Here is a 20,813-nt window from a genome sequence, read left to right as displayed (position 1 = left end):
AGTCATTTCGTCCTCGGACGGACACCAGAGATCGAAACACAGTGAACCTGAGGAAACACATGACGAAAAGCTTGAACGAGATACTGCTCGAGGGCGAGCCGCTGCGGCCGTTCGGCCGCCTGGTGGAGTCCGATTCGGAAGGACGAACCCTCGCCGATGTGCCGGTCGAGGACCTGCTCGCGCTGGCGCTGGATGCGAAAGTGGTCGTACTCCGCGGATTCGGCCTGCTCGGCAAGCAGGAACTCGAAAACTATTGCCGGGCAGCGGGAGAGATCCTGCAATGGAACTTCGGGTCGATCCTGGATCTGGTGGTCCGGGACACTCCCGACAACTATCTGTTCGACAAAGGCGATGTCCCGTTCCACTGGGACGGCGCGTTCGCCGAGCAGGTGCCTCGATTCTTCCTCTTCCAATGTCTGCGCGGCGAGGGCGCTGGCGGCGAGACCGTGTTCTGCGACAGCGTCCAAACCTATCGGGACGCGCCGGAAGACCTGAAAGAACTGTGGGCCCGTACCTCGATCACGTACCGCACCGACAAACTCGCGCACTACGGCGGCCTCGCCGAATGGCCCTTGCTCGGCACCCATCCGGCCACCGGCGAGACGACGATCAGATACGCCGAGCCCCTGGATCCCGCGCGCTACGCCAATCCGCTGTTCTTGACCGTCGACGGCATCTCGGCCGAGGACGGCGTGCGCGTCATGGAGGACCTGCGCGAGCGGCTGCACGCCGCCCGCTACTGCTACGCACACGAGTGGCGAACCGGCGACATCGTCGTGGCCGAGAACCACGCTCTGCTGCACGGCCGGAACTCGTTCACCGGGTCGGTCTCGCGGCACCTCCAGCGCATCCAGATCATCTGAGAAATCGGCCATCAGGGAGGAATATCAATGGCTAATTCAATCTCCGGACCAGCGGACGACTACGACGTCGTCATCATGGGCGGTGGGCCCGCCGGGTCCACGCTCGCCGCGATGCTCTGCCGCGACACCGATCTGCGTGTGGCGGTGTTCGACCGCGAGGTGTTCCCGCGCGAGCACATCGGCGAATCGGGGGCACACCCGCTGGTCCCCGTTCTGCAAGCCAGCGGCGCGCTCGAGAAGGTGCTGGCGAGCGAGTGCTGGATCCAGAAGTTCGGCGGAATCTATCAGTGGGACACCGAGCGCCCGTTCGTCGGCTTCTTCGAGCACTCGGACTATCTGCTCGACGGTGTGTACCGCTGGTCGGTGCACATCAACCGCGCCGAATTCGACACCGTGCTGCTCGAGCACGCCGAGTCCTGTGGCGCGCACGTCTTCCAGGGCGTGCGGGTGGTGCGGTTCCTCGCCGACGCCGATCGGGCCACGGTCGTGCTGGAGGACGGAACCGAGGTCACCGCACGCTATTTCGTTGACGCTTCCGGCCGGGCGAATCAAGTGGCGGCCCGCGGGTCGCAGCGCGACAAGCAGTGGCTCTCGGACTACCGCAATGTGGCCGTGTGGTCGCACTACCGCAATTGCGTGCCCGCCCAGCGGGCGGCGGGGGACTGGAACGTCTTCCGCGCGGATGATCTGTCCCCGATCTACGCGGTGGCGTTCGAGCACGGATGGGTGTGGTACATCCCGACGCCCCGGTTGGTCGACGGCGTGCGCGAGACGGTGTGGTCGATCGGCGTCGTGACCAATCCGGAGTCGATCGCGCGGGTGGATCTGCGTGATCCGGACATCTTCCTGAAGACGATCAAGTCGATTCCGGTGCTCCAGGATCTGGTGGCGAACGCGGAGCCGATCCGTGACGAGATGCTCACGGCCACCAACTATTCCAGGGTCAGCGAATGCTTCGGCTCGTACGAGGATCGCTGGATGGCGGTCGGGGACGCGTCCTACTTCGTCGATCCGCTCTTCTCCTCCGGCATGTCCTTCGCCGTCACGCAAGCGTGGGCGGCCGCCTTGGTGCTGCGCAAGACGTTCGACCAGGAGTTGGACGAGCAGTCCAAGCGAGATCTCTGGCGGGACTACGACGTCGAGTGGCGCGGGATGGCGGAGACCTGGGCGCTGAGTATCGACCAGTGGTACCACGAGATCTCTCGCTCGCATCCGGACAGCCCCTACTGGAGCGCGGAAGGCAGGCGAGTCGAAGCCGACAACGCGACGGAGGGAACCTTCCAGGCGTTGCTGAACACCGCGCTGGTGCCCGACCTGCTGAATATCATGACCAAGGGCACCCGAGATCCGCGTGATCTCGCCACCGAGGGGCCGTACCTGCGGGCTTTCACCGCGGCCGACGCGGTCGAACTGGCGCAGGAGGACATCGTGGCGCTGTCTCCGGACGCACGCATTCGCGCCGGCGTGGCGGCGGACATCCCTGGCTTCAAAGGGATGTCGCCGCCGTTCGAGATTCCGCAGGTGGTTCGCGACGGACTGGCCGCCTACTGGCGGGACCCCATCGCGAACAGCGACGCCGCGCCGTCGCCGCTCGCCGACGCCGTTGCCTGCCACCGGATCTACTCCGTAGCCGACCCGGACATCGAGGTGCGGTGCCTGGAGCGCGACGGTGGCGAGCAACTGTGGGAAACGCTGAACCGTGGTCCCGCCCGGTGGTCGGAGCTGGCGCCACAGTTGACGGTGCTGCAAGGGCGCGCCTTGAAGCGCTTGATCCGCGCCGGGTTGGTGGTGACGGGACCGGACTCGCAGCAGCGGGTCGACTAGGTCGAGGACATGAGGTCATTGGCTGTTCTGGCGGTCGACGACGTGATTCCGTTCGATCTCTCGGTTCCGCTCGAAATCTTCGGGCGGGCCATGCAGGAGGACGGCACCGCGGCGTACGAGGTTCAGGTCTGCGGGGTGCAGTCGGACGTTCCGTCGAAATTCTTCGACATCTCATGTCTCGGGGGGATCGACTATCTCGAGGACGAGGCCGAAACCATCGTTGTACCGGGAGCGATGAGTTATCGGTCGCAGATACCGGATCGGTTGCGAAAGGCGTTGATGCGCGCCCACGAGCGCGGTGCGAGGGTGGCATCGATCTGCTTGGGCGCGTTCACTCTCGCCTCGGTGGGGTTGCTCGACGGAAAGCGTGCGACGACGCATTGGATGGCCGCTACCGAATTGTCGAGGAGCTATCCGCGCGTTCGAGTGGATCCCACCGTGCTCTACGTGGACAACGGGAGCATCCTTACTTCGGCCGGCGCCGCGGCCGGGTTGGATCTGTGCCTCCATATGGTGCGCACGGATTACGGGACCGCTGTGGCGGCGGATACCGCCAGGTTATCGGTGATGCCGCTGACCCGCGACGGGGGACAGGCGCAATTCATCGTGGAACGTCCGCGCTCGGAGGCGGACAGCAAGTCCATCAACCCCACACTGGAGTGGGCGGAGATGATGCTCGGTGAGCAGATCACCGTGCTGGATCTCGCGGAACGCGCCGGAGTCAGCAAGCGCACGCTGATCCGGCGCTTCCACGAGCAGGTCCGGATGACGCCGAACGAGTGGCTCCAGACCGCCCGGGTGCGCAGGGCGCAGGTGTTGCTCGAGACGACCATTCTGACGATGGAGTGCATCACCGTTCGAACGGGATTTCCTTCGGTGGCCGCATTCCGGAAAATCTTTCGCAAGACCGTGGGGGTGACGCCGCAGGAGTACCGGCGGGCCTTCCGCTGACCCGTCGCGCGGCTGTCCGCGTGACCCGTCGTCTCTCGCCGTGGATTCGCGTAGTCCGGATCCACGGCGAGCAGTCCCGGGCGCGAGGCCTGCGGGTTCCATGGGTCTGCCGACACGAGAGTGTCGCTCTCCTCCGTGTTTCCGCGGTGGCCGGAGTTTTGGTTCATAGTTGGTGCTTCGGTCCCCACGGCGAAGGAGATCATGGTGCCCACGGCGAATTTCGGTACGAAGGACGAGCCTGGTTTCGAACTGGCGCAGAGTCCCGATCTGATCGCGGTGCGCACGCACAGCGGTCGCGGGATCCGGCGGCAATCGGGGTCGGTGCGCACCCCGCTCGGCGCCGAACTCGACGACGCGACACTGGTGCAGGCCTACCCCGACGCGGGGGTGGAGATCTACCGGCTGCCCGCGGGATCGAGATCGGTGGAGCAGCGCAAGCCGGTGCTCGACGCCGCGCCGGAGGTGCGGTTCGCCGGGCACGTCCTGGTGGATCCGGGCACCGGGGAACCGGTGCTCTACACGGAGAACATCTTCGTGAAGTTCGTCGACCGCGTCGATCGCGAGCATTGTCTCGCTGTGCTCGCAGCTGCGAATCTCACTGTCAAGCAAGAGGTTTCGTACGCGACCAATGCGTACTTCACGGCGGCTCCGGAGGGCACCGGCCAACAGGTGTTCGACATCGCCGCCGCGCTGCTGAATCGCGACGACGTCGAGTACTGCCATCCCGAGCTGATCCGCAGCCGCGCCAAGAAGACCATCTTTCCCCAGCAGTGGCATCTGAAGAAGACCACCATCGGCGGTGTCACGATCGACGCGCATGCCGGAGTGGAAGCCGCCCATGCGATCACCCGAGGGGCCGGGGTGACGATCGCGATCATCGACGACGGCATCGACATCGACCATCCCGAATTCGCCGGTGCCGCCAAGATCGTCGCGCCACGGGACGTCACGGCGAAGACCGGCGATCCGCGCCCGAAGGACACTTTCGGAACCGGCCCCGACAACGGTGACAATCACGGCACCGCGTGCGCGGGCGTGGCCTGCGCCAACGGCACGGCCGGAGCATCCGGAGTAGCGCCGGAAGCCACGCTGATGCCGATCCGGCTCGCCTCCGGGCTCGGTTCGCAGGCCGAGGCGGACGCCTTTCAGTGGGCCGCCGATCACGGCGCGGACGTCATCTCGTGCAGCTGGGGCCCGGCCGACGGCGCATGGTTCCAGCCGGGCGATCCGGCGCACAACCGGGTCGTGGCGCTGCCCGCGAGCACCAGACTGGCGATCGAACACGCCGTCACCAGCGGACGTGGCGGCAAGGGCTGTGTGGTGCTGTTCGCGGCGGGCAACGGCAACGAGTCCGTCGACAACGACGGCTATGCCGGTTTCGCGAAGGTCATCGCCGTCGCGGCCTGCAACGACACCGGTAAGCGCAGCGTGTACAGCGATTTCGGCAAAGCGGTGTGGTGTGCGTTCCCCAGCAGCGACATCGGGCACCGCCCGTTCGGACATCCCGACCCGCTCACGCCCGGAATCTGGACGGTGGATCGGCACGGTGCCGACGGCTACAACCCCGGCGCGGCGGCGTCGGGCGACGCGGCGGGCGACTACACCAACGACTTCGGTGGTACGTCCAGCGCTTGCCCTGGAGTAGCCGGGACAGTGGCCCTGATGCTGGCGGTGAATCCCGAGCTGTCCTGGGATGAGGTGAAGAACCTGCTGAAAGGCGCCTGCGACAAGATCGATCCGCAGGGTGGCGGCTACGGGGCCGACGGCCACAGCGACAAGTACGGGTACGGCAGGATCAACGCCCTTGCCGCGGTGCGAGCGGCGCGGCGGGCGGGCGCCGAACCCGCCGCCGATGCGGTGCTCACCGTGGGAGGAGACTGAGGGGGTGACGGCGGAGAGTATTCGGTTGATCGTGGTGGACGCCGCGAATGTCATCGGTTCACGACCCGACGGATGGTGGCGTGACCGCTCCGGCGCCGCTCGGCGACTGCTCGAGCGGATGACCGGCCTGCCGGAACGTCTGGGGGAACGCGCCGAAGTGATCGTGGTGCTCGAGGGAGCGGCGAAGGCCGCGGTCGATGCGGTGGACCCGGAGGTCGGCGGCGTGCGGGTGGTCTGTGCGGACGGTTCGGGCGACGACGCCATCGTCGGTGTGGTGGCCGCGGCTCGTGCGCAGGACAGCCGCCGTCCGATCACGGTGGTGACGGCGGACCGGGGACTGCGTGACCGCGTGGCGGCTTACGGTGCCGAGACTGTCGGGCCACGCTGGTTGCTCGACCGCGTCGGCTCCTGACGCGGTCAGCGCCGGGCCAGTAGGTATCGCATTGATGACGCCCGGCGTTTCACCCATCTGTCCAGTCCGTTTTGGGGCAGTCTGAGCGGTATGACCGCCTCCGACGTCGTGGGGATGCCGTTGCTCTACCTGGTCGAGATCTCCGAGCCAGGTTACTTCAATCGGCCGTGGTGGAAGATCGCCAGCACCGGCGCGCCCGGTCAGGTCCGCGCGGCGCTCGCCGAACTGGCCGTGCGGGTCGAGCGGGACGTCCAGCGCGCCGGCGGCGCGGGTCGGTGCTGGTACCGCTACGACGTGCGGTGGTCTGACGGCGCGATGCTCGAGTGTTTCCAGGGCGCGATCCGATCGATTCTGATACCAGGGGAGTTGCGCTGCCTGGCCGTCGCCCTGACCTCGGCGACGACCGTCGATCTGCGCTCCGCCGAGCGTCCGCCCCGCTGAATCGCATGCGCCGTGGCGTCAACGTCAACCCCGATCCTGTACGCGGCGGTGCCGGAGAATCTGGCGCGCCTGCGGTTCTTCGCCACCGCCTGACATACCGAAGACCAGATCCGCGACACGCTCGGGATTCTTGCCGAGGAACTCGCGTTGCTCGCCGACAGCTGACGCGCGACTCGGCTGTCGCCGGGCGGACGCGTACCGACGGCGGCCACCAGTCCGCGGCGACCGGAACCTCTGCGTCGTGTACCGCGACGCGCACCGGACCGCTGTAGCATCAGCCGGGTGCCATTACCGCAGCTCAAATCGGTGACGGCGACTTTCCGCGGGCTGGATGGACGATGAGGGCCGGGCACGGCGTCCGCTGTCGGGTGTTGTTCGAACGCCGTCGACGCAGTCGGCCAGGAGGGTTCACGGGCGTCGTACACGTGTGACTGCCAGGTGAAGGGTTCGAGCGGCGATTCGGTTCCCGCCGCGTGCGTCCGGTCGACTCCTGATCCGAGGGTGCACGCCCAGCCGATCGATGCCGGCTACCGCGGTGGACGAGGCCGCCTGCCTCGCCGCCGACCGTAGCGCTCGCATCGGAGGTAGGGCACAGCCATGATTCGCTCGATCGTGCGAACCGCGACCGTTCTGACGGTCGCCGCCGGTACGTGGTTCGCGGGTGCCCCGGCGTCCGTGGTCGCGTCGCCGCCGCTGGATGTGGTGGTGACCGGCGGCGCGATCTCCGGCCGCGCCGTCGACGGGATCACCGAGTACTTCGGCATCCCGTTCGCCGCGCCCACCGGGGGCGAAGCGCGGTTCGCGCCGCCGCGCCCCGTGTCGCCGTGGCCCGGCGTGCGCCCTGCGCGCGACCACGGGCCGCAGTGTCCGCAGACGGGATACCTGCCCGGCATACCGTCGCTCGCGCCTACCGGCGAAGATTGCCTGACCATCGACGTCTACGCGCCGGACGGCGACCGCGACCGCGCGCGGCCGATCATGGTGTTCTTCCACGGTGGCGGCTATCTCGACGGCTCCAACACCGAATACGACGGTCCCACCCGGATGGCCGCGGATGGCGACGTCGTCGTGGCCATCCCCAACTACCGCCTCGGACCGTTCGGCTTCCTGGCACTGCCCGAACTCGCGGCCGAATCGGGCGGCGCCACCGGTACGGTCGCCATCCAGGATCAGCAAGCCGCGCTGCGCTGGTTGCGCGACAACGCCGACGTCTTCGGCGGCGATCCGGACAACATCACGATCTTCGGGGAGTCGGCAGGCGCCGTCAGTGTCTGCACCCACTTCGCCGCGCCCGGCTCCGACGCCCTGTTCGCCAAGGCGATCATCCAGAGCGGTCCCTGTGCCCAAGCGCCGCTGGCACCAAGCGATCGTGCCGATGCTTTCGCGCGCTCGCAGCGCTATGCGGACAGCGTCGGATGCGGCGACGCCGCGACCCGGCTGGCCTGCCTGCGCGCACTGCCGGTATCGAGACTCCTGGACTCGCCGATCGCCCGATCCGAGGGTGAGAATCCCATTTGGTTTCCCGCCATCGACGGCGTCGTCATCACTCGGACACTCGACGAGGGCCTGGTGGGGGATGCGAGGAAAGCGCCGATCCTCATCGGGACCACCACCGCGGAAGGCGCGTTGATCGTCGCCGAGACCGACTATGCCCGCGGCCATATCCCGGACGCGGCGAGCTACGAGCGTTTCGTGCGCCGGTCCTTCGGCGCCGACGCGGACCGCGTCCTGGCCCGATATCCGCTGGACCGATTCCCGTCACCGGCAGCAGCCCAGGTCGCGGTGATCACCGACAGCGAGCTCGCCTGTCCCACCCTGTCCACCAGCCGAACGGCGCGCGATGCCGGACATCCACTGTGGCAGTACGAATTCGATCAGGCGCCGCTCGGTGACGCCAATCCGGTTCTGCCCGGCGCCTTTCACTCCGCAGAGCTCTACTATCTGTTGAGCAGATTCATGGGCGTGCCGATTCCTTGGACGGGCGCGTCCGCCGCTTTCGCCGCGCAGATGCGGCGATGGTGGACCACCTTCGCCCACACCGGTGACCCGAACGCGCCGGGTTCCCCCGAATGGCAGCCCTGGCCGGCGTCGACGGGAAACGGCCCCGATGGATCCGCTCTGCTCATGCGGGCGACCGGCAGCGTGATGACGGACGATTTCGCCGCCAGGCACGACTGCGCGTTCTGGGCGGAAATCGACCGCTGATCCATCGCCGAAGTCCGTAATGGACTGCGCTTTTCGTTGTTCTCCGGCTCTTGATCTTGCCGTGCCGCGTCGCGCTGAGTTATGGTCGTCGCCATGACTGCCGGGTCGGCGACACGCCGCACACAGAACGGTTACCCGGCCGCGCTGTGATCATCCGGCGGGCCAGGGGCCCGCCGCCTTCTTCGCGAAATCCCATGTCACTACAGGGACGTCGGAAGGAGGTGAAAATACATGTCCCATTCGGAATCGCAGCAGCGCGGGTGGCCGGACTTCGTCGCCGCACACACTCGGGGCGGAGTGCTGGAGGCCACCGTTGTGCAGATCGCGCCGTTCGGCGCGTTCCTGGAGGTCGCTCCAGGAGTTCACGGATTGCTGCACCGCACCGAGTGGTCCACCGAACCGCAGGTCGGTGCCACTCTGACGGTGCGCATCCTCGATATCGATACCGAGAGGCAGCGGGTCGCTCTGGCGCACGCTGAATAAGGCTCGGCACGGGCGTGCCGGGGCAGACTCCACCTGCCCCGGCACGACCCCAAGACTATCCGGCCACGGTGACGGGCTTGCGGCGGATCGTCCGGCCGGCCAGGCTCCGCCGGGAATAAGATGATGTTGTCACCGCGTGCGGTGCGCGGTCGGGACGTTCGCTTGGATCGCCGGGATCACGGTGAAACGCTGCAGGTAGGAGCATACTGACGCGATGAACGGATCGGGCGACCCAATCGTGGACACGGCCGAAGACACCGTAGCCCGGGTGGTCGGTGCGGGGACCCCGCAGGCCACGGGAAGCTTCCGGTTCTGGTTCGCCGACCAGCACTGGGAGTGGTCGGATGAGGTCGCCTCGATGCACGGTTACGAGCCTGACGCGGTGACGCCGACGACCGAGTTGCTACTCGCGCACAAGCACCCCGAGGATCGGGATCATGTCGCGGAGGCGATCGAGAAGTCGGTGCGCAACGCCGAACCGTTCTGCAGCCGTCATCGCATCATCGACACCGCGGGCGTGCCGCACCATGTGCTCGTACTGGGCGACACCATGACCGACAAGGACGGCACCGTGGTCGGCACCGCGGGCTACTACGTCGACCTGACGGCCACCATCGCCGAGGACCGCCAGGATCTGCTCGACGACACGCTGCCGCGACTCGTCGAAGCGCGCGCGCTGATCGAGCAGGCCAAAGGCGTGCTGATGCGGGTCTACCGGATCAACGCCGACCAGGCATTCCACGTGTTGCAGTGGCGCTCGCAGGAGACCAACGTCAAGCTGCGCGACCTCGCCGCCCAGCTCATCGCCGAAATCGACCGCCTCCCCCCGGCCTCGCCCGGAGTGCAGACCGCGTTCGACCATATGCTGCTCACATTGCACGAGCGCATCCCGAAGTCGTAGGGATCGGCCCTAGTGGTCGCGCAGCACGGCGCCGACCCCGTCGTGCAGGGCCGCCACGGCGTCGACCAGGACGATCTCGGCCCCGATCGCCAGAGCCGCCACCGGCAGCGCCTCGTCGGCGCGGCGCATCTCACCGGCCGAGCCGTTCGTGGCCGGGCCGATCAGGGGGTTCGGGGCGGACCCGGCCGGCACCAATCGGTCGCCCAGCACTCCGCGATCGAGCAGTAGCCGCTCCACGGTGGCGGCGCGCAGCACGCTGGTGGTCGCGGCCAGTCCGGCCACCGCCAAGCCGTCCGGGCGCTCGATCTCGGCGGCGAAGCGCTCGAGGACCCGGCGGCGCCGCTGCGCCGCCACCCGGTGCAGAATCTCGCGGACCTCGGCGTCGAGCGCCTCGGGGTCCGAACCCGCTGTCAGCGTGCCGGTTTCGGCGTCGATGACGTCCCTGCCCTTCGCATCGAACACGGCCCGAAGTTCCGCACGGGCCAAGGCTTCCCCGGCGAGCACGACGACCTCCGCGCGCACGGTATCGGCGAGCCGGTCCAGCTCGCCCGCGAACTCGCGGACGTTGCGTCGCGCCGTGTCCTCGATCCGCTGCCGGATCGTGCGGTGCGACCAGTCGTCGCGCCGAGGCTCGAGCACCGGATGGCCGGCGGTGCGGAGGGTCTGCCTCGTTTCGCTGCCGTGGCCGTCGAGTGCGTACAGCTCCGAGCCCACCCGGCCCACGAGCGCGACGACATGCGGTACTTTCTCCGCCTGCGCTTCGATCAGCGGCAGCAGGTAGGGCAGCGGCGACACCCGGACGGTCTGGATGTCGGGCGGGCGCGGTAGACGTTCGTCGGCGAGCACCTCGGTCTCGTCGGCGATGAGCAGCCTGCCGCATCGCCCTCGCGCCGGTGGGTGCAGTTCGATCGCCTGGGCGAGCAGCCGGCGGGTGCGCGGCCGGGCTCCGCTGCGGTCCAGTTCGGCGTCGATCGAACGCCAGCGTAGCTCGGTGCCGCGCGCCGCGTCCTCGGTGTCGTGGGAACTGTCGAAGCAGACCGATGCGAAGGGCCCGTGCTGATGGATTATGCGGCGGAGGTCGGCCATGAGATCACCTAGGCATCCCAGGCCGCGAAGGTGCGTGCCGGTGGTCGTCGGAAACCATCGGCGACCACCCGGTCCGTGCTGCTCGGCGGCGGGTGACTTCGTCGTGTATGCCGACGGCTTCGGTTCGGTGCACCACAGTCGGCGGGTACCCGAGGGGGTCGAGCCGAATCAGCGAACGCAGGTGCCCGGGCGCGGCGCGTACGTGTGGGAGCGCGCTGCCACACGAGTTGTACCCGAGGGATTTACGAAGCCTTCAACCGCCGACGCTACCGCGCCGCGTTCCGGAGTCGCGTACGCGCGGCCGAGGCCGATCACTGTCAACGCGGGCGCTGCCGTGGGTGATGGCGACGAGTTGGCCGCGTGTGTTTCACCACCCGGTGCTTTTTCGGTTTCGTGTAAGAAACCCGGTCGAACCCGCTATTTCCACTGTTCAGCGCCGAAAAAAGTGAACAAGCGACCGCTTGGTGTCCAGATCGTAAACCGAAAAGATCGGTTTGTTTCCCGTCGGCTGTGGTAAATGTGGGGTGTATCGGATCGACAGCGCGGTCATCCGATAAAAGGGGCGAGGAACCCGCGCTGCTCGACGTTCAGCCGATTCGACGCGCTCTGTCGCGAAACTACCGGCGCGCACGGACACGAGGGCTCTCCGCAAGTATGTGTACGGCTACGTGCACCAGCGCAGAGGAATGTCATCGTGATCGAGAAACCCGAAGCGCCCGTCGCGGACGACGAAGAACGAGATCGGATCGTATGGCCCGACCCGAGCCCGCTGAGCGGTTGGTGGGCCGAAGTCATGGCGCATCGCCGGATCACCCGGCCGCACGCCTCGGCCGCCGACCCGCGGCACAACTGACGAGCCGCGGGCTCGTCGGTTTCGCCGCAACGTGCAGAAGGCCGGCCGCCGCTGGCCGGCCCTCGGCGCGTAATTGCTGGCGGTGAGTTGTTCTACGACCTGCGCCCGAATGTGTGCGACTGTTTTCCGCGGAATAGCCGAAAGCGCTGCGCGCACAGGGTGATGACGAATGTCGGTCGTAGCGTGAACAGTGGGCCGGGAGCGCGTTCACCGAAAAATCCGCGCGTTTACGTGTCATTCACATTTCGTGGCGTTCGAAATCGAAGACTCGCTCCGAGTTCGGCTCGACTTGCGAGGATGTAGCGACTCGTCCCATCCATGACCGCCCCGCGAATTCCGGGGCAGGTCCGACCTGCCTCCTGCCCGGTCGCCACGCCGTTTTCCGCCGCCGCACCCGTGGAGAGCCGTAATGGCAAGCCTTTTGAGGTCTCGAAGGGCAACGGGCGCAATCGCGGACGAGGTTTGCGGCGGGGCCATCGCGAGCCACGATCCGCGGTATCGTCCCTATCCGCTCGGCGGCGGCTGACCGGCCTCGACGCGCGCCCGCTCGGGCGTCGCGCTGAGCGGCTCGGCCAAATCCTCCAGCGACCGCCCTTCCGCACGCACCCCATAGGCCAGTTCCACCAGACCGGCGGCGAACATGGCGAGCGCCCCGATGGTGAACGCCAGGGCCGTCTTCCCCGGCTCGCCGCCCGCGGTCAGCCCGGCGAACACCAACGGTCCCGCGACGCCGCCCGCGACGGTACCGATCGCGTAGAAGAAGGCGATGGCCATGGCGCGGGTTTCCATCGGGAAGATCTCGCTGACGGTCAGATACGCCGCGCTGGCGCCGCACGACGCGACGAACAGCACCGCGGTCCAGCAGGCGGTGAGCGTGGTCGCGGTCAGGTGGCCCGCCGCGAAAAGCCACGCCGTGCCCAGCAGCAGCACGGCCGAGCCGAGGTAGCTGCCCGCGATCATGGGCTTGCGCCCGATCGTGTCGAAGAACTTGCCCAGCAGCAACGGACCGAGGAAGTTGCCGAAGCAGAGGACCGCGAAGTAATAGCCGACCCGGTCGTCCGGAATGCCGAACGATCTGGACAGAATGAGCGCGTAGTTGAACGTGACGGCGTTGTAGAGGAACGCCTGCCCGATGAACAGCGACAACCCGAGCACGCTGCGCCGCGGATAGTGCCGCACCATCACCGCCGCGACCTCCCGGAAGGAGATGCTGCGCCGCTGCCGGATCCGGATCTGATGATCGGACACGTCGGCGAGCGAAGCGCCCGTGTCGTCCCGGACGCGCGCCTCGATCGCGGTGACCGAACGTTCCGCGTCGTCCTCGTGACCGTGGATGAACTGCCAGCGCGGACTTTCCGGCACATGTCTGCGCACCAGCAGGATGATCAGGCCGAACACGGCGCCGAGCGCGAAGGTCAAGCGCCAGCCCACATTCGGCGGGAGCAGATTCGTGTTCAATGCGACGATGGACAGCAACGCGCCGCCGACCGCGCCGAGCCAATAGGTGCCGTTGATGACGATGTCGATGCGTCCGCGGTACTGCTTGGGGATCAGCTCGTCGATCGCGGAGTTGATCGCCGCGTATTCGCCGCCGATGCCGAAGCCGGTGAGGAAGCGGAACAAGACGAACCACCACATCGAGAACGACAACGCCGTCATGGCGGTCGCGAAGAGGTAGATCGCGAGCGTGATCAGGAACAGCTTCTTGCGGCCGAACCTGTCGGTCAGCCAACCGAAGAAGAGAGCGCCCGAGCCCGCGCCCGCCACGTACATCGCCGCGGCGAGACCGGAAACCTGTGCGGCCGTGATGGTCAGGCCGCTGCCCGGTTCCGAAAGCCGCGCGGCCACGCTGCCGACGACGGTCACTTCGAGCCCGTCGAGGATCCAGACGGATCCGAGCCCGATCACGATCATCCAATGCCACCGCGACCAGGGCAGCCGATCCAGCCTGGCCGGTATGTCGGTCGATATGGTCCGCACGGATCACCACCTTCGCAAGCCTGACGGTCGTATACCCCGAGCCCGAGCGACCAACCGTGCGGGTGGGTTAGGCTCGAACGCGAGTGAAACGTGTTCTAGAAAGTGGCCTGTCGATGAAGACCATCTTTGCGCTGTGGGGCGTCGGTGACCTGCTCGCGGCGGACTTCGCGCCGCGTCTGACCGGAGCCGCCGCGGTGCAGGCGAACATCTCCGACGCGGCGGTCGAGACGGCGATGCTGCGCATCACGTCGTTCGACACGCCGGTGCGGGCCGTCGTCAGCGTCTGGTGGGCGGACGCGCCGCAGGCGGAGGCGGCCGCGCGGGTGCTGAGCACCGTGGCCGAGCGGGTGGAAGGCTGGCATGTCGAGGAGGCGACGCCGATTCCCCCGCCGGTCACCGCGGTGCTCGAGCGTGCGCCGGGGCTGTCGAACCTCGCCTTCCTATGAAAACCGGACGACCTGTCGCATGCCGAGTGGCTGGATCGCTGGCGCAACCATCACACCGCCGTCGCCATCGAGACTCAGGCGACCTTCGGCTACGTGCAGAACGTCGTGACCAGGCCCGCGACGGCCGGTGCGCCGGACATCGCCGGGATCGTGGAGGAGCTGTTCCCGCTAGAGGCGCTCACCGATCCGCACGCCTTCTACGGCAGCGGCGGTGACGGAGCGGAACTGGCACGCCGCATCGATCGGCTGATGGCCAGTGTCGCGACGTTCGGCGGTGACCGGAACTTGGATGTCGTGCCCACCAGCCGGTATCGGCTGCGCTGAGGGTTCAGCGGCCGGAGCGTCCCGCCGATTCCCGCAGCGCGACGCGTGCGGCGCGCACGGCGGGATGGCCACCCGTGCCGCGCCGGTAGGCGAGGTGCGTGCGCCGTCGCATCGGCAGCGCGCCGAGGATGACGCCCTGCGGGCAATCCCGCGTACCGAATTCCGGCACCAACGCGACACCCTGACCCGCGGCCACGAGCGCGAGGACCGTGCCGAAGTCATCGGCGTGATGCCGGATCCGGGGCGTGAAGCCCGCCGCCTCGCAGGCACGCACCGTCATGGTGTGGCACATTGTGCCGGGAGTGCTTGCGATCCAAGCGCTTTCGCGATGCGCGGCGAGCGGTTCGGCGGTGCGCGCGGCGAGATGGACGATCTCCTCGAACAGCGGCTCGCTGTGCAACGCGGGATCGGCGGGGACCGGCGCGTAGTCGTACTCCTGGATCAGCGCGACGTCCAGGGTCTCGGCGCGCAGCGCGCCGGGCGCCAGCGCCGGGTCCAATTCGGTCACACGCAATTCCAGCCGGGGATGCGCGCTGCTCAGCGCGACGAGCGCGGGGGAAAGGATGGTCCGCACCGCGGTCGGAAACGCGCCGATGCGCAAGGTTCCGGTGAGTTCGCTGCGGATCGTGGCCAGTTCGGCGGTGGCCTGCTCGAGCACCGCGAGTATCCGCTCGGTGTGCCCGACGAGCGCCACGGCCGCCGGGGTCAGCGTCACCCGCCTGCCCGTCCGCGTCAACAGTGGCACGCCCGCTTCCCGTTCCAGTGCGGCGAGTTGCTGGGAGACCGCCGAAGGGGTGTAAGCGAGGGCCTCCGCGACCGCCGCAATGGTCTCGCGGTGCGACAGTTCCCGCAGGAGGCGGAGTTTGCGGACGTCGAGCATAAGTTCAGCTTATGGTCTGCGACAGAAACGTGAACTGGATCTGATGAGTTCCAGCGGCGAGGCTGATCGTCATGACGCTCGCAGGTCTTTTCGTTCCTCTGGTCACCCCGTTCACGGCCGACGGCGTACTCGCCGCGGACGCGCTGGAGCGACTCGCCCGCCAAGTCCTCGACGACGGCGCGACCGGTCTTGTCGCGCTCGGCACCACCGGGGAGCCCGCGACCCTGACCGCCGCCGAGCGGGCGGAAGTGATCGCCGTCTGCGCGCGCGTGTGCCGGGAACGCGACGCGCCGTTGATCGTCGGCGCCGGATCGAACTCGACGGCGGCTTCCGTCGAAGCCCTCGCCGGGCTGGATCCGCGCACCACCGCGGCGCTCACCGTGGTCCCGTATTACACGCGCCCTTCCGAGGCGGGCGTGCTCGCGCATTTCCGTGAACTCGCGGCGGCCTCTCCCGTTCCGCTGATCATCTACCACATCCCCTACCGGACCGGACTTTTTCTGGGAACCGCGACACTCCTCGCGCTGGCCGACCTGCCCAACGTCGTCGGCCTGAAGCATGCCGTCGGCGCCGTCGACGGCGCCACCGTCACGCTGATGGCCGCCCGGCCCGCAGGCTTCGCCGTACTGGCCGGTGACGACCTGTTCGCCGCGCCGCTGCTGGCCCTCGGCGCGTCCGGTGCGATCGCGGCCTCGGCCGCCGTGCACACCTCGTCGTTCGCGGCGATGGTCGCCGCGTGGCGCTCCGGTCCGGTCGATGTGGCGCGGACGCTCGGTCACCGGCTCGCGGTATTGTCGGCCGCGTTGTTCGCCGAACCCAACCCCGCGGTGATCAAAGCGGTGCTCGCGGCGCAGGGCCGCATACCGAGCCCTGCGGTACGGTTGCCTCTGCTGCCCGCGAGCGAGGCGGCGACTTCGGCCGCCTTGGTCGCGCTGGCGGATTTTCCGGCAACGGGAACCCGTAATGACTGGTATTGCGGCCGCGAAGGTGCCACGCTTAAGCGGTGACACAACCTCCGGATACCCAGGCGGCTGGGCCCGACCCGGCCACCGAAAAACTCGACGCGGCCGTCTTCAAGGTCGCCGGCGTCGTGGTGCTCGGCGCGATCATGTCGATTCTCGACATCACCGTCGTCAGCGTCGCGATCCCGACCTTCCAGCGCGAGTTCGACACGAGCTACGCCATCGCGGCGTGGACGATGACCGGGTACACGCTGGCGCTGGCCACCGTGATCCCGCTGACCGGATGGGCGGCCGACCGCTTCGGCACCAAGCGGCTGTACATCATGGCGCTGACCTTCTTCGTGCTGGGCTCACTGCTGTGCAGCACGGCGTGGAACATCGAATCGCTGATCGCGTTCCGCGTGATCCAAGGCCTCGGCGGCGGCATGCTGATGCCGCTCGGCATGACGATCATGACCCACGCGGCCGGTCCGCAGCGAGTGGGCCGGGTTATGGCGGTGCTCGGCGTGCCGATGCTGCTCGGCCCGATCGGCGGCCCGATCCTGGGTGGCTGGCTGATCGAGAACTTCAGCTGGCACTGGATCTTCCTGATCAACCTGCCGATCGGCGTGATCGCCTTGACGCTGGCGTTCATCGTGCTGCCCAGCGACAAGCCGGAGCCGTCCGAGTCGTTCGACTTCATCGGCATGCTGCTGGCCTCGCCCGGCCTGGCGCTGTTCCTGTTCGGCGTCTCCTCCATCCCGGAGCAGGGGACGGTGCTCGCGGCGCGGGTGCTGATACCGGCCGCCATCGGCGCGGTGCTGATGGCGGCGTTCGTGTTCCACGCGCTGCGCACCGAGCACCCGCTGATCGATCTGCACCTGTTCCGCAACCGCGCGCTCACCTTCGCGGTGCTCACGATGGTCCTGTTCGCCATCGCGTTCTTCGGAGCGGGTCTGCTGCTGCCGACCTATTTGCAACAGGTGCGCGGTGAGTCGGCGCTGCAAGCCGGTCTGCTGATCGCGCCGCAGGGCATCGGCGCGATGCTCAGCATGCCCATCGCGGGCCGATTCGTGGACAAGATCGGCCCGGGCAAGATCGTGCTGGTCGGTATCACGCTGATCTCGATCGGGACGGCCTACTTCGTCCAGCTCGACGCGGACAGCTCGTATCTCCCCATGATCGGCGCGCTGTTCGTGATGGGCCTCGGCATGGGCTGCACCATGATGCCGATCATGACCGCGGCGATCCAGACTCTCACCCACCAGCAGGTGGCGCGCGGGTCGACGCTGATGAACATCGTCAACCAGACCGCGGGCTCCATCGGCACGGCGACGATGTCGGTGGTGCTGACCAACCTGCTGAACAACCAGCCGCTGGCGCGCCCGGCGATCGCGGCCAACTTCGATCCCAGCTTGGCGAGCCAGCTTCCGCCGGGCGCCGTCGAAACCGGTCTGCAGCAGGCCGCGGAAGCGTTCAGCCACACTTATGTGGTGGCGCTGGTGCTGATCGTGCTCACCTTGATCCCGGCGTCCTTCCTGCCGCGGACCAAGCCGAAGAACCCGCAGGGGGCCGACGCCGCCACGGTGGTGCACGCCTAGCAGTCGCTCGTCCCGGGATCGCCGGTTCGCCGAAGTGATCCCGGGACAGCGGGCCCCTGGTCCGGCCGCCGCGCAGACCCACCGGTGGCGGCTTGCCGAGGCCGCGTCCGCTCGAGAAACGCCAGGACGACCGGGCTCGCCACCGCGCGGAACTCGTCGAAGTAGGCGTGCCGTGCGCCCTCGATCAGATGCAGTCGCGCGCCGGGGATGCGCTCGACCAGCAGGGGAGCGTTCGCGGCGGGATTGAACCGATCCTCGGTGCCGTGCACGATCAGGGTGGGAACGCGGATGTCCGGCAGCGCGTCCCAGGCATCGTGCTTGTTGCTGGCGTAGAGATGCCTGCGCTTCGCATACGCGGGCATGGCCGGGTCACCGAGTGTGTTGTACGGGCCGGACGTGCTCGCCAGCCAGGCCGGGGTGTACATCAGTTCCAGTAGAGCCTGTCGCGCGGCGGCCGGGTCATGCTGCGCGAGCGATCTCCTGACCTCGGGACCGCGTTCGAATGCGTGCTTGCCGCCGGGGGAAGTGCAGCCGAGCACCAGGGAGCGCACCCGGTCCGGATGGCGCGCGGCCAGCCACTGGGCCACCCGCCCGCCCATGGACGTGCCGTAGACGGCGGCCCGCCGCACGCCCAGGTCGTCGAGTACCGCGACCACGTCGTCGGCGAATCCCGGCGTGCTGTACACCTGGTCGGCTTGTCGCTGTCGCCGGTGCCGCGCCAGTCGAGTGTGATGGTGCGGTGTCCGGTCTCGAAGTCCGCGCGGATGCCGTCCCACCAGTGGTGGGTGTTGGCCTGACCGGCAAGCAGGACCAGCGCGCTGCCCGTGCCCGCCACTTGATAGGCGAGGCGAACTCCGTCGGCCGCCGTTGCGTAGGGCACCTGTGCGAAATCCTTTCGTTCAGCGATCGCCGCGCAGCCCGTCGAAGACGATCTCCAGGCCGCGCCGCCACGACGGCGAGCCGGTGGTCTCGCCGAGCAGCGACAGCGCCCACACCAAGTTGACGACATCTTCGTCGGTCGCGTCGGCGCGCAATGCGCCGGCATCCCGGACGCGCGCGAGCACCGTCGACAGATGCGACATTCCGCGATGGCAGGCCTGCGCCAGCTGAGCCGCCGCTGGATGGTCCCCGGTGAATGCCTCGAGCAGTCCGCGATCGGCGGTGAGCCTGCTGAGCAGGTCTTCCACGAATCCGGTGAACGCCGTCCACGCGTCCGGTTCGGCCGCTGCCCGGGCGGCGATCTCGTCCACCGCGGCCAACCGGGGCGGCAGGAGGGCATCGATCAGGGTGTCGCGGGTGGGGAAGTGGTTGTAGAGCGTCCCGATGCTGACGCAGGCGCGCCGCGCGATCTCCTCCAGCGAGCCGTCGAGGCCCTGTTCGGTGAACACCTGGGCCGCTGCCCGCAGCAGATTATCGCGATTGCGAGCGGCGTCGCGGCGCAGCGGTTTGGTCACGCGATCATCCTATCGAACCTGAGGGAGCCCTCGATTTCGCGCTACGGTGATAAATTGAGGGGGGCCTCAAATTAAGGAGAACGCATGGCGGACCAGGAAACAGCGGTGATCGTCGGTGTCGGCCCCGGCCTCGGGATGTCGATGGCCCGCCGGTTCGGACGGGAAGGGTTCCGCGTCGCGCTGATCTCGCGCAGCGACGCTCGGCACGCCGGGTACCTCGCGGACCTGGCGGAACGTGGTGTAGCCGCCACCGCTCACGTCGCGGACGTCACCGACCGGTCGCGGCTCGGCGCGATACTCGGCGACATCCGCGGGGAGGGTCCGATCGGAATGGTCTATTACGGACCGGGGCCGACGCAGCAGCCCGTGCCGATCACCGACATCGACGCGGCGACAGCGCGATCGGCGTTCGAGTGGGTGTGGCCCGCGGTCGACGTGGTGAGCGGCGTGCTGCCGGGCATGCTCGATCGGCGGAAAGGCGCACTGCTCTTCGCCGGTGGGCTCTCCAGCGTCCGCCCCATGCCCATGCTCGGCCACCTCGCCCTCGCCGCCGCGGCGCTGCGCAACTACGCGCTCACCCTGAACGCGGCTTTGGCCGAGCGCGGTCTCTACGCGGGCACACTCACCATCGGCGGTCTCGTCGAGCGGGGGGACATCCACGCGATGGTCGCCGCCGACCCGGCGCGCTTCGGCAGTCCGGATGGCCACACTCTGGATCCGGACGACTTGGCCGAGACCGCGTGGGGGATGTACCGCACCCGCGACCGCGCCGAAACGATCTTCGACGCCTTCGGCGGGTGAGGGCCGGGGTCACCCGTACAGGGCGATGAAGCGATCCAGGGAACGTTCGATATCGCCCTTGACGGCGCGGGCCACACCGGATCCGATGGGGCCGAACAGCGGCGCGCCGCCGAGTTCGATGTCGACGGTGACCTCCGAACCGGAGCCCTTCGGGGCGACGAGCAGCTGCAAACCCAGTTTGGTGCCGCCTTTGCCCGCGCCGGTCAGTTGCAGGCGGCTCGGCGGCTCGGCGGCCCGCACGGTCCAGGTGACCCGGTTGCGCAGGCCCTTCACCGAGGCGATGCCGACCAGTTGGGTGCCGACGGTCAATTCGGCGGGAACCTCTCCGCGCCACGCTTCGTGCATGGTCAGCCATTTGTCGAGTTCGGCGAGGTTGGAGGTGTGCGTCCAGGCCTCCTCGGGCGAGATCGGGACGTCGACCGAGACCTTCAGCTTTGCCATGGGCGCATGGTATCCGGCTCCGGCGGTCCGGTCGGTGGCGAGGGC

The 20,813-nt window shown here is 68.1% G+C and carries 20 protein-coding genes and 1 pseudogene; 15 read left to right on the top strand and 6 right to left on the bottom strand.

Going from position 1 to position 20,813, the window contains the following annotated elements:
* Positions 1 to 59: 59 nt before the first annotated feature.
* The 9 genes from ACWEO7_RS17220 to ACWEO7_RS17180 all read left to right on the top strand — a co-directional run bounded on the left by ACWEO7_RS17220 (position 60) and on the right by ACWEO7_RS17180 (position 9,961).
* Positions 60 to 863 (top strand): TauD/TfdA dioxygenase family protein, encoded by an 804-nt coding sequence (locus tag ACWEO7_RS17220; RefSeq protein WP_452424348.1) that lies wholly within the window; start codon positions 60 to 62, stop codon positions 861 to 863.
* Positions 864 to 890: 27 nt separating this feature from the next.
* Positions 891 to 2,687 (top strand): NAD(P)/FAD-dependent oxidoreductase, encoded by a 1,797-nt coding sequence (locus ACWEO7_RS17215; RefSeq protein ID WP_452424346.1) that lies wholly within the window; start codon positions 891 to 893, stop codon positions 2,685 to 2,687.
* A gap of 9 nt (positions 2,688 to 2,696) precedes the next feature.
* Positions 2,697 to 3,638 (top strand): GlxA family transcriptional regulator, encoded by a 942-nt coding sequence (locus tag ACWEO7_RS17210; protein WP_452424345.1) that lies wholly within the window; start codon positions 2,697 to 2,699, stop codon positions 3,636 to 3,638.
* A 201-nt stretch (positions 3,639 to 3,839) separates the two neighbouring features.
* Positions 3,840 to 5,519, top strand: a complete 1,680-nt coding sequence (locus ACWEO7_RS17205) for a S8 family peptidase (RefSeq protein WP_452424343.1) — start codon at positions 3,840 to 3,842, stop codon at positions 5,517 to 5,519.
* 4 nt (positions 5,520 to 5,523) lie between these two features.
* Positions 5,524 to 5,931: an NYN domain-containing protein gene (locus tag ACWEO7_RS17200; protein WP_452424341.1), complete on the top strand. Its 408-nt coding sequence runs from the start codon at positions 5,524 to 5,526 to the stop codon at positions 5,929 to 5,931.
* Between the two features lie 90 nt (positions 5,932 to 6,021).
* Positions 6,022 to 6,372, top strand: a complete 351-nt coding sequence (locus ACWEO7_RS17195) for a hypothetical protein (RefSeq protein ID WP_356965407.1) — start codon at positions 6,022 to 6,024, stop codon at positions 6,370 to 6,372.
* Between the two features lie 597 nt (positions 6,373 to 6,969).
* On the top strand, positions 6,970 to 8,577 hold the full coding sequence (locus ACWEO7_RS17190; protein WP_452424339.1) for a carboxylesterase/lipase family protein: 1,608 nt from the start codon (positions 6,970 to 6,972) through the stop codon (positions 8,575 to 8,577).
* A gap of 231 nt (positions 8,578 to 8,808) precedes the next feature.
* Positions 8,809 to 9,060 carry a S1 RNA-binding domain-containing protein gene (locus ACWEO7_RS17185; protein WP_452424337.1) on the top strand — a complete coding sequence of 84 codons (252 nt, stop codon included), beginning with the start codon at positions 8,809 to 8,811 and terminating at the stop codon, positions 9,058 to 9,060.
* Positions 9,061 to 9,274: 214 nt separating this feature from the next.
* A complete protein-coding gene (locus ACWEO7_RS17180; protein ID WP_452424335.1) occupies positions 9,275 to 9,961 on the top strand; it encodes a PAS and ANTAR domain-containing protein in 687 nt (228 codons plus the stop codon).
* A gap of 9 nt (positions 9,962 to 9,970) precedes the next feature.
* On the opposite strand, the gene ACWEO7_RS17175 is transcribed toward ACWEO7_RS17180, so the two are convergent.
* Positions 9,971 to 11,047, bottom strand: a complete 1,077-nt coding sequence (locus ACWEO7_RS17175; RefSeq protein ID WP_452424333.1) for a baeRF2 domain-containing protein — start codon at positions 11,045 to 11,047, stop codon at positions 9,971 to 9,973.
* Between the two features lie 694 nt (positions 11,048 to 11,741).
* Here ACWEO7_RS17175 and ACWEO7_RS17170 point away from each other — a divergent pair.
* Positions 11,742 to 11,900, top strand: coding sequence for a hypothetical protein (locus ACWEO7_RS17170; protein ID WP_452424331.1), 159 nt, complete (start codon positions 11,742 to 11,744; stop codon positions 11,898 to 11,900).
* 504 nt (positions 11,901 to 12,404) lie between these two features.
* Here ACWEO7_RS17170 and ACWEO7_RS17165 read toward each other — a convergent pair.
* The gene (locus ACWEO7_RS17165) at positions 12,405 to 13,880 is read right to left on the bottom strand and encodes an MFS transporter (protein WP_452424329.1); all 1,476 of its coding nucleotides are present in this window, start codon (positions 13,878 to 13,880) and stop codon (positions 12,405 to 12,407) included.
* Between the two features lie 113 nt (positions 13,881 to 13,993).
* Here ACWEO7_RS17165 and ACWEO7_RS17160 point away from each other — a divergent pair, with 113 nt between their 5' ends.
* Both ACWEO7_RS17160 and ACWEO7_RS17155 read left to right on the top strand, forming a co-directional pair.
* On the top strand, positions 13,994 to 14,326 hold the full coding sequence (locus tag ACWEO7_RS17160) for a hypothetical protein (RefSeq protein ID WP_452424327.1): 333 nt from the start codon (positions 13,994 to 13,996) through the stop codon (positions 14,324 to 14,326).
* A gap of 12 nt (positions 14,327 to 14,338) precedes the next feature.
* Positions 14,339 to 14,650, top strand: a complete 312-nt coding sequence (locus ACWEO7_RS17155; protein WP_452424403.1) for an EthD domain-containing protein — start codon at positions 14,339 to 14,341, stop codon at positions 14,648 to 14,650.
* Positions 14,651 to 14,654: 4 nt separating this feature from the next.
* Here ACWEO7_RS17155 and ACWEO7_RS17150 read toward each other — a convergent pair whose 3' ends face one another.
* Positions 14,655 to 15,530 carry a LysR substrate-binding domain-containing protein gene (locus ACWEO7_RS17150; protein WP_452424325.1) on the bottom strand — a complete coding sequence of 292 codons (876 nt, stop codon included), beginning with the start codon at positions 15,528 to 15,530 and terminating at the stop codon, positions 14,655 to 14,657.
* A 71-nt stretch (positions 15,531 to 15,601) separates the two neighbouring features.
* On the opposite strand from ACWEO7_RS17150, the gene dapA reads away from it, so the two are divergent.
* Both dapA and ACWEO7_RS17140 read left to right on the top strand, forming a co-directional pair.
* Entirely contained in the window at positions 15,602 to 16,537 is a 936-nt protein-coding gene (gene dapA / locus ACWEO7_RS17145) for a 4-hydroxy-tetrahydrodipicolinate synthase (protein WP_452424323.1), read from the top strand.
* A complete protein-coding gene (locus ACWEO7_RS17140) occupies positions 16,534 to 18,072 on the top strand; it encodes a DHA2 family efflux MFS transporter permease subunit (protein ID WP_452424322.1) in 1,539 nt (512 codons plus the stop codon). The genes dapA and ACWEO7_RS17140 overlap by 4 nt, the downstream gene beginning before the upstream one ends.
* Positions 18,073 to 18,185: 113 nt before the next feature.
* Here the strand turns inward: ACWEO7_RS17140 and ACWEO7_RS17135 are convergent.
* Positions 18,186 to 18,952 (bottom strand): annotated as a pseudogene (locus ACWEO7_RS17135) (alpha/beta fold hydrolase); the annotation flags it as partial.
* Positions 18,953 to 18,971: 19 nt separating this feature from the next.
* Positions 18,972 to 19,526 carry a TetR/AcrR family transcriptional regulator gene (locus tag ACWEO7_RS17130; protein WP_452424320.1) on the bottom strand — a complete coding sequence of 185 codons (555 nt, stop codon included), beginning with the start codon at positions 19,524 to 19,526 and terminating at the stop codon, positions 18,972 to 18,974.
* Between the two features lie 84 nt (positions 19,527 to 19,610).
* Here ACWEO7_RS17130 and ACWEO7_RS17125 point away from each other — a divergent pair, with 84 nt between their 5' ends.
* Positions 19,611 to 20,327: an SDR family NAD(P)-dependent oxidoreductase gene (locus ACWEO7_RS17125; protein WP_452424319.1), complete on the top strand. Its 717-nt coding sequence runs from the start codon at positions 19,611 to 19,613 to the stop codon at positions 20,325 to 20,327.
* A gap of 9 nt (positions 20,328 to 20,336) precedes the next feature.
* On the opposite strand, the gene ACWEO7_RS17120 is transcribed toward ACWEO7_RS17125, so the two are convergent.
* Positions 20,337 to 20,768, bottom strand: coding sequence for a type II toxin-antitoxin system Rv0910 family toxin (locus ACWEO7_RS17120; RefSeq protein ID WP_039805393.1), 432 nt, complete (start codon positions 20,766 to 20,768; stop codon positions 20,337 to 20,339).
* Between the last annotated feature and the right edge of the window lie 45 nt (positions 20,769 to 20,813).

It is taken from the genome of Nocardia sp. NPDC004260, assembly GCF_053603155.1.
Note: the sequence above shows the minus strand (reverse complement) of the source record. Positions and strands in the feature narration are given on the sequence as shown.